The 12,753-nt window shown below is 31.2% G+C and carries 13 protein-coding genes and 4 tRNA genes; 5 read left to right on the top strand and 12 right to left on the bottom strand.

The annotated features are described in order from the left end of the window. The 7 genes from L8X28_RS08025 to L8X28_RS07995 all read right to left on the bottom strand — a co-directional run. On the bottom strand, positions 1 to 565 hold a 565-nt coding region (locus L8X28_RS08025; protein ID WP_318529641.1), incomplete at its 3' end, for a type II secretion system protein. Next, entirely contained in the window at positions 562 to 1,569 is a 1,008-nt protein-coding gene (gene tsaD, locus L8X28_RS08020) for a tRNA (adenosine(37)-N6)-threonylcarbamoyltransferase complex transferase subunit TsaD (RefSeq protein WP_263666025.1), read from the bottom strand. The genes tsaD and L8X28_RS08025, both read right to left, overlap by 4 nt. After that, positions 1,566 to 2,954 carry a M99 family carboxypeptidase catalytic domain-containing protein gene (locus L8X28_RS08015; protein WP_220566709.1) on the bottom strand — a complete coding sequence of 463 codons (1,389 nt, stop codon included), beginning with the start codon at positions 2,952 to 2,954 and terminating at the stop codon, positions 1,566 to 1,568. Before L8X28_RS08015 ends, tsaD begins: the two co-directional genes overlap by 4 nt. Beyond that, complete coding sequence (gene dxr / locus L8X28_RS08010; protein WP_263666024.1) at positions 2,951 to 4,030, bottom strand: 1-deoxy-D-xylulose-5-phosphate reductoisomerase; 1,080 nt, start codon at positions 4,028 to 4,030, stop codon at positions 2,951 to 2,953. Before dxr ends, L8X28_RS08015 begins: the two co-directional genes overlap by 4 nt. Further along, a complete protein-coding gene (locus L8X28_RS08005) occupies positions 4,027 to 4,755 on the bottom strand; it encodes a phosphatidate cytidylyltransferase (RefSeq protein WP_263666023.1) in 729 nt (242 codons plus the stop codon). The genes dxr and L8X28_RS08005 overlap by 4 nt, the downstream gene beginning before the upstream one ends. An 11-nt stretch (positions 4,756 to 4,766) precedes the next feature. Continuing rightward, positions 4,767 to 5,087, bottom strand: a complete 321-nt coding sequence (locus tag L8X28_RS08000; RefSeq protein ID WP_133319048.1) for a hypothetical protein — start codon at positions 5,085 to 5,087, stop codon at positions 4,767 to 4,769. A 2-nt stretch (positions 5,088 to 5,089) separates the two neighbouring features. Next, a complete protein-coding gene (locus tag L8X28_RS07995) occupies positions 5,090 to 6,394 on the bottom strand; it encodes an NFACT RNA binding domain-containing protein (protein WP_263666021.1) in 1,305 nt (434 codons plus the stop codon). 41 nt (positions 6,395 to 6,435) lie between these two features. Here L8X28_RS07995 and L8X28_RS07990 point away from each other — a divergent pair, with 41 nt between their 5' ends. From L8X28_RS07990 to L8X28_RS07980, 3 genes are read left to right on the top strand one after another with little or no spacing between them, the layout of a single operon-like run. Beyond that, complete coding sequence (locus L8X28_RS07990) at positions 6,436 to 7,035, top strand: molybdenum cofactor guanylyltransferase (RefSeq protein ID WP_263666020.1); 600 nt, start codon at positions 6,436 to 6,438, stop codon at positions 7,033 to 7,035. Beyond that, on the top strand, positions 6,998 to 7,972 hold the full coding sequence (locus L8X28_RS07985; RefSeq protein WP_133319051.1) for a phospholipase A: 975 nt from the start codon (positions 6,998 to 7,000) through the stop codon (positions 7,970 to 7,972). Before L8X28_RS07990 ends, L8X28_RS07985 begins: the two co-directional genes overlap by 38 nt. Position 7,973: 1 nt before the next feature. Continuing rightward, positions 7,974 to 8,372 carry a hypothetical protein gene (locus tag L8X28_RS07980; RefSeq protein ID WP_039629213.1) on the top strand — a complete coding sequence of 133 codons (399 nt, stop codon included), beginning with the start codon at positions 7,974 to 7,976 and terminating at the stop codon, positions 8,370 to 8,372. Positions 8,373 to 8,396: 24 nt separating this feature from the next. On the opposite strand, the gene L8X28_RS07975 is transcribed toward L8X28_RS07980, so the two are convergent. Next, positions 8,397 to 9,749, bottom strand: a complete 1,353-nt coding sequence (locus L8X28_RS07975; protein ID WP_133319052.1) for a Na+/H+ antiporter NhaC family protein — start codon at positions 9,747 to 9,749, stop codon at positions 8,397 to 8,399. Positions 9,750 to 9,883: 134 nt separating this feature from the next. Here L8X28_RS07975 and ilvD point away from each other — a divergent pair, with 134 nt between their 5' ends. After that, positions 9,884 to 11,560, top strand: coding sequence for a dihydroxy-acid dehydratase (gene ilvD / locus L8X28_RS07970; protein WP_263666019.1), 1,677 nt, complete (start codon positions 9,884 to 9,886; stop codon positions 11,558 to 11,560). Between the two features lie 74 nt (positions 11,561 to 11,634). On the opposite strand, the gene L8X28_RS07965 is transcribed toward ilvD, so the two are convergent. The 4 genes from L8X28_RS07965 to L8X28_RS07950 form a co-directional block, all read right to left on the bottom strand. Next, positions 11,635 to 11,722: transfer RNA gene (locus L8X28_RS07965), tRNA-Ser, on the bottom strand. 35 nt (positions 11,723 to 11,757) lie between these two features. After that, a tRNA-Cys gene (locus L8X28_RS07960) sits at positions 11,758 to 11,831 on the bottom strand. A 16-nt stretch (positions 11,832 to 11,847) separates the two neighbouring features. Beyond that, positions 11,848 to 11,936 (bottom strand) — tRNA-Leu (locus L8X28_RS07955). A 9-nt stretch (positions 11,937 to 11,945) separates the two neighbouring features. Beyond that, a tRNA-Gly gene (locus L8X28_RS07950) sits at positions 11,946 to 12,020 on the bottom strand. A 151-nt stretch (positions 12,021 to 12,171) separates the two neighbouring features. On the opposite strand from L8X28_RS07950, the gene L8X28_RS07945 reads away from it, so the two are divergent. Then, on the top strand, positions 12,172 to 12,753 hold a 582-nt coding region (locus tag L8X28_RS07945), incomplete at its 3' end, for a cache domain-containing protein (protein WP_263661590.1).

The following is a 12,753-nucleotide window of genomic DNA, read 5'->3' as shown; positions in this document are numbered from 1 at the left end:
CACTTAGAAAATACACTCTAGTAGCTAAATCTTTAAAAGCTTTAGAGTGGATTAGACCTTGACAAGCTTTAGATTTTGAAGTGCTTGCAAATTCACTTTGACTAAAAGCATTTAAAGCCTCATCTAATTGAGTTTTTATGCTTTGATTTTTAGGATCTTTCAAAGCTTGATTTTTTAAATCTGCTATATTTTGGGCTTTGCTTTTTTGAGTATTATCTACTATAAGCGCTAAAAGCAAAACACTTTCTTTATCTACAAAAAGCACTTTAAAACACTGCTCATCATTTCCCACACTAAAATCAAGCTCTTTGGTGGAATTTTGCAAAGTTGATAAATCTTCATTTTTTATATTTGCTACATTGCTCATTAAAGCTATATTTGAAAGACTTTCATTTTTTAATATATAAGCACTTATATCATTAATAAAAATTTTTAAATTTCCCAAAGCTTGAACTACACTTGCCTCATCTTTACTTGTGCTAAATTTTGGCAGAGCAACCGCAGCTAAAACTCCAAGTATAATTACTACAAACACAAGCTCTATAATAGTAAAAGCTTTTTTCATAATATGCCTTGTAAGTTTTTTACCTTAGGCTTTATAAGATCATCTTCTATATTTACAAATTCTTTACGCTCATAAGCCTCACAAGCTGCCCTTGCTATCATCAAAGCATTATCCGAACAATACTCAAGCGGAGCTAGCAAAAGCTCACATTGATAACTTTGGCATAAATGCTCTATTTGACTTCTTAAGCTTAAATTTGCACTAGCTCCGCCTACTATACCAAAGCGTTTAAATTTATACTCTTTAAAAATTTTTTCTAACTTGTTTAAAATATGAGCTATGGCTGCTTTTTGAAATGCAAAGGCAATTTTACTTTTACGCTCCAAACTTAATTCTTCTTTTAAAATTTCCAAACGCACTTGGTTTTTAAGTCCTGAAAAACTATAAGCTAAATCTTTAGAATGAAGTAAGGGTATGCTAAATTCTAAATCATTTTCTTTTACATTTTTAGCTAAATTTTCTATGATAGCTCCGCCAGGATAGCCAAGATCCATCATTTTTGCTACTTTATCAAAGCTTTCTCCAAAGCTATCATCGGTTGTTCTTGCTAATTCTATGATTTTACCTTGCTCACTAATAAAAAGCACCATAGTATGCCCACCACTTACAAGCAATACACCCATATCAAAATTAGCTTTTTTATCTAAAAACATAGAATAAATATGCCCTTTTAGATGATTAATCGCAATGAGCGGTAAATTTAAACTAATAGCAAGCATTTTAGCCATAGCTACTCCACCTATCAAACTCACACTAAGGCCAGGTTCATTTGTAACTGCTATGGCGCAAAGTTTATCAAAGTATTTTTGGCATCTTTTTAAAATCTTAGGTAAAGCTTCACTATGTAATCTTGCGGCAAGCTCGGGCACCACCCCTCCATAAGCACTATGGGCATTTTCTTGAGAAATTTTTGTATGAAAGATACACTCAAAGCTATTTTTATTAATGATAGCAATAGAACTATCATCACAAGAGCTTTCTATGGCAAGAATCAAATCTCTCATTGAAATTCCACTAAAATCATACCGATAAATTTGTCTTTTTGTTCCGCTTTTTCTATGGCTTTTGCAGGTATATTTGCTTTTTTAATTTCTTTAAAATTAGTCTTTCTTTCTAAAACTTGATCGGCTAAATTTGCATTCTTTAGCTCATAAAATTCTACTCTGTAAATTTTTCTTTTTTTATCCAAAGAATAACGGCTCTGCATTTGATTTTTGCTTATAACAATATCACTTTCATCAACACCTCTATCAAAACCTATAACATTAACTCTTACACCTGCTATAGAAGGTATTTTAAAATTATCTTTTACCATAATTTTTTGAGCAAAATTTGTTTGTATATTTTTTCCATCTACTATCACTTCAACACTATCTAGAGCATTTGAAAATTCAAAATATTCAGGATACAATCTTGTTTGCAAGCGATTGCCATAATTGATTGAATATGAGTTAGCATTGGAAATTACTGCAGTAATCTCATTACTTGCTTCATAATTTAAAGCTTGATTAATAGGAAAAGGTAAAAAATTTATAGCACTAGCAGGTTTATCAAGATAAAGTAAAATTTTATCATTAAAAAGTTTTACCTCTAAAGGCTTTTCAATAGCTCTATAAACTCCATTTGGAGTTAAATCAAAAGTTCTTTGAAATTCTATATTTGCCTTTTTTAGATAATACTCCACTGCCAAAAGATGATAATATACTCTTAAATGCGTTGGTAAATTTTTGCTCGCTTCATTAGCAAAGGCTGCTTTGTGATTTGACACCACAAAATAAGTTAAAGCCTTTAGCATATCTTTATCATTGCTTTCTTGGGTTTTGGTGTTTTTTAAATGATATTGATGTTCTTCTTTAACCAAAGCTTTATTGATATTTTCCACTGCTTCTTTAGCAATATTTTCCAAATCTGCATATTTAGTAGAATTTACCTCACTTTGATCAATAATACTAGTATTGCCCCAGCGATTTGGATTTTTATCTTTGCTTTCATATTGAGGTCTATAAAATCCACTTCCATCGTGCAAATTTATAACCATATTCACCTCAGGTTCCAAAATAAGCTTTTTTATGCGCTCTATAGTGTGAAAATCAGGATCGTTTTCATCTATATGGGCAAATTTTCTATTTAAATCTCCAAAATTTCCTCTATTTCTAGCAATAATACTTTCAAAAGCTAAATTTGGTGCGACAATAATTTTACCTTTAGTGATATTATAATCACTCAAAAGCAAACTAGCTGCATGAAACCCACCTGGTTCGTCTCCTTGTATACCTCCAAGGATTAAAACCGTATTATTATCATCTAAACTTTTTCCATTTTCTTTAACGCTAAACTCTAAAGCAAAAACCACATTTATAAAAATCAAAATACTTAAAAAATATCTCACTTCATTTCCTTATCTAAATAAAGCCTAACTTGCTTATCATACTCAAAAACATCTTCAATTTGGTTAATCTTTGGCACACCAAAATAATCCAATGCTTTAAAAATACCCTTAGTTATGTCTAAAAACTGCGCTTTTTGGGCTAAAAATTGATACACCATATATTCATTTGCACTATTTATAATCACACCCAAGTCAGGCTTTTTCAAAAGCTCATCTTTAAGTGAAAATATAGGATATTTTTTTAAACTAATTTTTTCAAATTTTAAACTTGGCATAGCTAACAAATCCAAATTTTCTATAAAGCTTTGATCATGCTCATCTAAAATCGCTTGAGCTATAGACAAACGCATATTTGCATGAGAAAAATATGCACTCATACCACCATCTTTAAATTCACATAAAGCATGCACTAAAGACTTTCTTTCTATCAAAGCATCTATTTGTTTAATACCGTAAAGATGATAAGCTTCGATAATTTCAAAAAGTTTATTACACATGCTAGCACTATCTATGGTGATCTTAGCTCCCATGCTCCAGTTAGGATGCTTAAGAGCTTCTTTTACACTGACATTTTTTAAATCTTTGATTTTATAATTATAAAAGGCCCCGCCACTTGCCGTGATAAAAAGCTTTTTAATATCTTTTCTTTTATCTATCAAGCACTTTAGTGCTGCATGTTCGCTATCTATGGCTTTAATCTTAGAAGTGTCAAAAAATTTCCCTGCTACTACTAGGCTTTCTTTGTTTGCCAAGGCTAAAATTTTACCAAGCTTTTGCACCATAAGACTTGAACTTAAGCCTGCAAAACCTACTATAGCATTTACCACTAAAGAACTTTTGCACTCAGCTATCATCGCTTTTAAACCATCTTGACCACAAAAAATCCTATCATGATCAACTAAGGTTTTATCTTTTTCATCTTGTATACATACAAATTTAGGCTTAAAAAGAGCTATTTGCTCATTTAAAAGCTTGATATTTTTACCACAAGATAAGGCTTCTATGTTTATGTTTTTTTCTTTAGCAATAAAAAGAGTATTAACTCCTATACTTCCCGTGCTTCCAAGTACGATCATACTAAAGTTGCCATTGCAAATGCTGCAATGATAACAGCATCAATTCTATCTAAAACTCCCCCATGCCCTGGGATTAAATTACCACTATCTTTAATACCTGCTTGTCTTTTAAAATAACTCTCAAGCAAATCCCCTATCACAGCAAAAATAGCTACGATTAAAGATATATAAATACTTTTTACCAAGCTAAATTCAAAAGAGCCTATGATGGTTCCTAAAATCCCCGCACAAACAATGCCACCTACAACACCTTCTAAAGTTTTATTTGGACTTGTTGGAGAAAAAGCTCTCTCGCCAATTAGTTTTCCTATAAAATACGCCCCACTATCGCAAGCAACGACAATCACTATAAGCCAAAATAATACAAACATACCCTCATAACTTAATACTTGATAAAGCATTAAAATAGGCAAAGTAGGATATATATAAGGCATAAGTTCATTTAAATTTTCACTTTTTTTATAAACTAAATATCCTAAAATCAAAATCAAAGCCAAGAGGCCTATAAAGAAAGGTTTATCTAAAAATGCTCCTATTGCAAAAACACACAAAGCCACAAAAACACTTGCATGTTTGCTTTTAAACATAGTTTTTGCTTCATTAAATGCCAAAAACAATAAAACACCAAAAATCGCAAAATTAATCAAAAAATTATCCACCAAAGCAACAACAGCTATCACAGCTATCATCACAATAGCACTAAGAATTCTTGTCTTTGAAAACATTTTTATCCTTTCTATATACTTAAATCAAGCAAATGAGAACTTTTTTTAACTACTTCTTGCCCCTCTTGTTCATCTTCATCTTCTTGCTCTTGTTCTTGATGATGTTTAGAATGCTTTTTTTCTTCCTCTTGCCTTTCTTTTACCTCATCGCTTACTTCATGAGTTTGATTAACTTTTTCAAGTTTTTCAACCGCCTTTTCTTTTGCTTGAAATTCACTCATATTTACCAAAGTTGCAAAAGAATCTTTTGCCAATTCATTACTAGCTTGTGCTGAATGTACTGGTGCATTTTGGTTAGCAAAATGAATACCACCTATGGGACTTATAGGCATACTTACTCCTTTAAAACGCTTAAAGTCTTATAATTTGTATAATTTACAAAAGCCTTTTCTTTTATTTTTACAAAATTCTTACTAGTATAATCGACCAAATAAACTCCAGAACTTAGCTTGGAAAATTCCACACAAAGCTTTGCTGCAAATTCTAGCACTAATTGACTTATTTTTAATTTATTTGAAGTAATGATCACATGTGCACTAGGATAATCTTTCACATGCAGCCAAATATCATCTTTTTTAGCTATTTTTAACAAGTATTCATTAGCTTTTTCATTGCGTCCTACGCTGATTTTAAACTCATCAAAATAAAAGCTACTAACCCCTGCATTTAGTTCCTCTTTTTTTGTTTTTTTCGTTTTTTTAGGCATTAAAACTTCTAATTCTCTCAAAGAGGTGCTTTTAGCAATTAAGTCTTTTAAATTTATTAAAAAATCAAGTTTTTCACTTAAAATTTCTCTTTCTATATTGATATTTTTAGCCTTTTGTTTTAATTTTTTTGCCATTTTATAAAATTCATTCGCACTGTTTTTAGGAGTATCTTCGAGCTTAAAAGCAAGCTCATTTGCATTAAAATCTTGTAAAATAAATTCTCTTTGATAATCTTTTAAAGAATTTAAATTAGCAAACAAAACATCTGCTTTTTGGCTTAATTCTTGAGCTTTTTTTAATAAATTACTTTCTTGTTCTAAATTTTCTATACTCTCTTTAAGAGTAAAGATTTTTTTATCTACATTTAAAAGTTTATTTTCTTTAATATCTTTTATGCGCTCTTGCTGTAACTTTTTAGCACTTTCTTTAAAATACACATTAAAATCATCAATCTTTACAAATTCTTCTTTTATCTCATAAGCTTTTAAAGCTTGGAGTTTTTCGCCTATTTTTACAACGCGGTAGCTCTTATCTATATGACGCAAAGCTTCTATGATGATATCATCAGTGTCTGTGATGATTACATTAGTGTTTTTTCCTGTAAATTCAAAATAAATCTTAGCCCCATAAGCTTTGTAAGATTTTTCCGATAAAACTTCAAAAGATAAAATTCTATTATTTTCTAATACTTCTAAATTTAAAATCTTTGCGTTTGAAAAGTATTTTTTTAGCATAAAATCAAAAGGTGCATTATAGACTTTTGCTTGGAGTTTATCTTGGTAAATTCCACTTTTTCCACGCGTTAAGTCTAGTATAAAAGCTTGATGATCTAAGCTAAGCTCTAAGATATTATCATCAAGGCGTTTGAGATAATTTAGTCTTTGAAATTGTTTAAAATAATCTTTTATTTGTATTAAATCTGTATATTTCATAAATGTATTATAAAATATTTTGATGAATTTATGAGGTTTTTATGAGTGAAAAAATTCCCTATCCTTGTGTGGTTTTATGTGGTGGAAAATCTTCGCGTATGGGAGAAGATAAAAGCTTATTACAAGTAGATAATAAAAACTTAACTCTTTATCAATATGAAAAAATGTCAAGGATTTTTAATCAAGTTTTTATTAGCAGCAAAAAAGATAAATTTCATCAAAAAAACTTAGCACTTATTTTAGATGAGGATTTAAACAACTACTCTCCACTCATTGCCTTAAATTCCATACTTAAACATTTTAAAAATACCTATGTATTTATCCTTAGCGTGGATACTCCAAACATAAACAAAGAAAGTTTTTACAAGCTTTTTGATCATCTAAAATCACAAAATATACTCTTAGCAAGCACAAAAAAACACAAGCATTATTTATGTGGATTTTACCATAGTAGGAATTTTGAAAAAACTTTGCAATTTTTACAAGAAAACAATCACAAATTAGCCCTTTTTTGTGATACAATGAAAGCAGAATTTATAGAATTTGAAGATGATAATGAGTTTATAAATTTAAATTATTTTAAAGAATATAAAAAGTGGCTTCATGAAAAAGACAATTCTACCCATAGTATGTGCTTTTAGTGCTTTAGCAAATGAGGATTTATTCAATCAAGCCTTAGAATATGAAAATCAAGGTAAGTACAAAAAAGCTATGCAAATTTATAAAAGCTTGGCTTTAAAAGAAAAACAAAAAGAAGCAAGTTTAGAAAAGTCTTTTAATTTTGAGCAAAATACATCCAAAGAGAAAAAATTAGATGATATTAATCCAAAAAATGAAGCTTTAGCAAACTACCTTGGCACAGAAAAATCATACAATCCTTTTGGTATTAGCACGCATAATCTTAGCTATTTTATGCCTGTTTCTTATAGTTTTAGCAAGAGAGATTATAAAAGCACTGAAACTAAATTTCAAGTAAGCCTTAAAAAAACTCTTTTTGAAAATCTTTTGGGTTTAAATGAAAGTTATAACATAGGCTATACACAAATTTCATGGTGGCAACTTTATAAACATTCTGCTCCTTTTAGAGAAACAAACTATTTACCTGAATTTTTTATCAACTTTCCTATAAGCGGATATGGTGCTTTTGAGAATTTAAAAGATATACGCATAGGCTTATTACATGAATCTAACGGGCAAAATGATCCAAAATCAAGATCATGGAATAGAATTTATCTAAGCAATGCATGGTTTTTTGGCGATTTTATGTTCATACCTAGAGTTTGGCTAAGAATTCCTGAAAAAAGTTCAGAAGATGATAATCCTGACATAGAAAAATATTTAGGTAATTTTGATATTAATCTTGCTTATACCCAAGATGATTATTTTATCAATATATTGTGGCGTAATAATTTAAATTTTGCTAATAACCGCGGTGCAGTAGAAATAAGCGGAGCTTATAAAATTTCTAACAATGGCTTATATATTTACACTCAGTATTTTAACGGATATGGTGAGAGTCTTATTGAGTATAATAAATCTTCAAGCAGACTTTCAAGTGGAATATTGTTAATGTATTAAAATGGAAAAATTTTGCTTTATTAAGTTTATCATTAATAATGAAAAGTCTTTTAAAAGATTGTGCGATTTGTTTAATTATATCAAAATCTTAAAAGATGAGAATTTACAAATAGAAGATTTATACACAGATAAAAGTATATATAATTTTTACAGCAAAAAAGAATTAGAATATTTCTCAAGCAAAGATTGTTGGGAGTTTGATGATATTTTTGACTGCATAGGAAATGGAGAATACTATTTTCACTCCATAGAAAAAATAGAGGAAAATATCGCCAAATTATATTTTTACCCCATTTCTTTTCCTTATGGTGGAGTTGAACCTATAATCGAGTTTATAAAATCATTTCAAATGAAAATTCTTACAATTGATTGTGGTTATATGGAAGAATTTGAATATTAAAAGCCTTTTTAGACTTTTAATATTTTAAATTAAGAAAAATGCTATAACACTACCCAAGATAAGCAAAGAGCCATTAAAGCATAAAAAGGTTGGTATACAAGTATCTTTTATATGATCACCTTGCTTATCTGCATTAAGCCCTACACTCACTCCCAAAGTCGTTTCACTAGCAGGTGATCCTGCATCGCCCAAAGCTCCAGCAACACCGATGATAAAAATAATTGCAGCAGGTGAAAAACCAAGTTCTATACATATAGGACAAAATAAGGCGGCGATGATAGGAATAGTACCAAAAGAACTACCTATACCTATAGTGATTAAAAGACCTATAGCTAGCATAATAAAAATAGCTAAAAAGTGACTTTGCTCCATAAAAGGCACGCTTGTTTTTACAAGCTCAGCTATACCTCCACTTTGTTTTAAAACCTCTCCATATCCTGAAGCAACAAGCATTACAAAAGCTATATAACCCATGATTTTAAGCCCATCATCAAAAACTAAATTAACTTTGTTATACTCTACTCCACCCAAAATTACCATCAAAACAAAACCTAAAAGCCCTGATAAAGGTAAATTGTGCGTTAAAATTTGTAAAATCAAAGTCAGTCCAAGACCAGCTAAAACACCCCATTCTTTTTTACTCATTTTTAGATTTTCAAAGTCCATTTTGCTAATTTGTTCTTCTTGATATTCTCTTGGTTTAGCATAAAATACAAACACAGCTAAAAACAGACCAACTAGCATACAAATAGCCGCAAAAGCCATAGTTTGAGAAACTTCTCCTAGGCTAATTTGCACCCCATTTGAATTTAAATTATCCACAAGCAAAGTTTGAAAAATAAGTCCAAAACCTAAAGGCACCACCATATAAGGTGTGGTAAGTCCAAAAGTTAATGCACAAGCTATGGCCCTACGATCTATTTTTAATTTATTAAAAAGTTTCAACAAAGGTGGAATTAACAAAGGTACAAAAGCTACATGGATAGGGATTAAATTTTGCGAAAAACAAGCAATAAGTGCCAAAGAAAGTATAAGTAAGTATTTTTTATGTGAAATATAATGCGAAACTATTTTAATCAAATATGCCGTTAGATTAGTTTTTGATATAGCAGCAGCCACCGCTCCAAGCAAAATATAACTTAGTGCTGTTTGCAAATTCCCTTGCATACCATCGATTAAAACCTTCATAGAATCCATCATTGCTTGTGGAAGTTGGGTAAAAAAATCCACTAAACTTAAATGCTCCATATGCATAAATTTAGACCAAATGCCTACAAAAAGCCCAGAAAGCAAAACACTAAGTAAAACATTAAACCTAAAAAAACACAAAAGCGTCATTAACAAAACGCCTATAAATACTGGATTAGTTAAAAGCATTACATTCCTTAAATCAAAATAATTGCACATTTTAAATAATTTTCTTTAAAATACTATTTAAGTTTAAAAAATTTAAGCAAAAATTGCAAAATAAAAGCATAAAATGATAGTTTTTACTTTAAAAAAGGATACAAATGAGAAGTGATGCAATCAAAAAAGGACACTTAAAAGCACCAAATCGCTCTTTACTTAGAGCATGTGGCTTAAATGATGAAGATTTTAATAAGCCTTTTATAGGTGTAGCAAATAGCTATATAGATATCATCCCAGGACATTTTTTCTTAAATGAATATGCAAAAATCATTAAAGATGAAATCCGAAAAAATGGCTGTATTCCTTTTGAATTTAACACCATAGGTGTTGATGATGGTATAGCTATGGGGCATGATGGTATGCTTTATTCTTTACCAAGTCGTGAAATCATCGCAAACTCTATTGAAACAGTGATGAATGCACACCAACTTGATGCACTAATTTGTATCCCAAATTGTGATAAAATCACTCCAGGTATGCTCATGGGAGCTTTAAGAGTTAATGTGCCGACTATTTTCGTTAGTGGTGGACCTATGAAAGCAGGAGTAAATAAACATGGAGAAAAAATCAGTCTAAGTTCTGTTTTTGAAGCAGTGGGAGCTTATGAGGCTAAAAAAATCAATGAAGAGGATTTAAAAGATATAGAATGCAAAGCTTGTCCTAGCGGTGGATCTTGCTCGGGTATGTTTACTGCAAATTCTATGAATACTTTATGCGAGGCTATGGGTATAGCACTAGAAGGAAATGGAACTATTTTAGCACTTAGCAAAGAAAGAGAAGAGCTTTTAAGAAAAGCTGCGCGTAGAATTTGTGAAATTGCACTAGATGAGCGTTTTAAAATTCGCAATATTATTACTAAAAAGTCCATTAACAATGCTTTAGTTGTTGATATGGCTATGGGTGGAAGTTCAAATACTATCTTACATATGCTTGCTATTGCTTATGAAGCAGGTGTAAATTTGGATATAAAAGAACTCAATCACATCAGTGCTAATGTGGCCCATATAGCCAAAATCGCTCCATCTTTAAACACAATATATATGGAAGATATACACAAAGCAGGTGGAGTAAGTGCGGTAATAGCTGAAATAGCTAAAAAACCAGGCCATATTTTAGAACTTGACACTCTAGATATTAGTGGAAAAACTTTAAAAGATCGCATTGAGAATGCTGATATTAAAGATGAAAACATTATAAAAAAAATAGACAATGCCTATTCAAATGTAGGTGGGCTTGCTATACTTTTTGGGAATTTAGCTGAGCAAGGCTGTGTGATAAAAACTGCAGGTATTATGGGCGAGCGTAAATTCAAAGGAAAAGCGGTTTGTTTTAACTCTCAAGAAGAAGCCATTAAAGGCATTATAAAAGGTAAAGTTAAAGAAGGTGATGTGTGTGTGATACGCTATGAAGGACCAAAAGGTGGACCTGGCATGCAAGAAATGCTTAGTCCGACTTCATTACTCACAGGCATGGGACTTGGTGCTAAAGTTGCACTTATAACAGATGGTCGTTTTAGCGGAGCTACAAGAGGACTTAGCATAGGTCACATTTCTCCTGAGGCTGCAGAAGGTGGACTTATAGCGCTTTTAAAAGATGGTGATGAGATAGAAATTGATGTAGATACTTACAGCATTAATGCAAATTTAGCCCAAGATGAAATTGCTAAACGCAAAGCAAATTTTAAAATGCCTTATAAGCAAATAAATTCAAGATGGCTTAAAATGTATCAAAAGCTTGTTAGTAATGCTAGCAAAGGCGGGGTTTTAGACTTAGAATAATTTTCTTAATTTCTTAAAGAAATTAAGAAATATCTTTTTAAATGTAAAACAAAATATGAAAAATTATGTTAAAGTGGCCGGGAGAAAGGGATTCGAACCCCTGGAGGTGTGACCCTCAACGGTTTTCAAGACCGCCGCTTTCGACCACTCAGCCATCTCCCGTAAAAGAATAAAAATATCAAGTATTAACATCGCATTGGAGGCGACATCCGGATTCGAACCGGAGATCAAGGCTTTGCAGGCCCATGCCTTACCGCTTGGCTATGTCGCCTTGAGTTACCAAAAAGTGGTGCCCGAGGCCGGACTTGAACCGGCACGGAAGAAAAATTCCGAGGGATTTTAAGTCCCTTGTGTCTACCAATTCCACCACCCGGGCGGGTGATAATGGAGCGGGAAACGAGATTCGAACTCGCGACCCCAACCTTGGCAAGGTTGTGCTCTACCCCTGAGCTATTCCCGCATTAAAGTTGAAATTATACTTATTAAAACTTAAATGCACATAAAAAATATAAAAACTACATATGTTTTCAAAAAGATAAAAAATTTTTATTTTTTTCTAATTATTTTATAAGTAAAATACCCGGCCAAAAAATAACTAAAAAGGAACAAGTATGTTTAAATTTAACAGTTTATCTAATAAATTGACAACAATAGCCTGTTTTTTAATAGCTATTATACTAATAGTTGTTAATATGATTAGCTATTATCAATCTAAAGAAAGCACTAGTTATTATCTAGAAGAAATTCAGAAAAAAACTATGTTTGATGTTAATTCAGCATACAATATATATTCTGGAGCAAAAAGAGATGCCATTGCTTCTATTGTTAAATTTGTAGAAAAAAATCCAAGGGTTAATTCTGGCGAACTATTTGATATATTAGAAACAGTAAAAGAAGCAGCTGGCTTTAATGTAGTATATATTGGATTTAATGACGATGGAAAATTATATCAATCTAACAGAATTATTAGAAGTCCTGAAGAAACCGGATTTGACGCAAGAACAAGGTCATGGTATCAAGAGGCCAAAAGCGTGGGAAAACTTGTAGTATCAGATCCTTATAAAAGCATAGAAGATGACTCTATAACAGTTTCTTATACAGCTCCAATATATTCCAATGGAAAACTCTTGGCAGTAGTTGGAGGTGATTACAACCTGCATACTTTTGCAAAAGATGTATTAATAATGGGTCGC

This window comes from Campylobacter sp. CNRCH_2016_0050h, from assembly GCF_025772605.1.
In the GTDB taxonomy this organism is placed as follows: domain Bacteria; phylum Campylobacterota; class Campylobacteria; order Campylobacterales; family Campylobacteraceae; genus Campylobacter_D; species Campylobacter_D lari_D.
The sequence above is the reverse complement of the archived record's forward strand: the minus strand, read 5'-3'. Positions and strand labels throughout refer to the sequence as shown.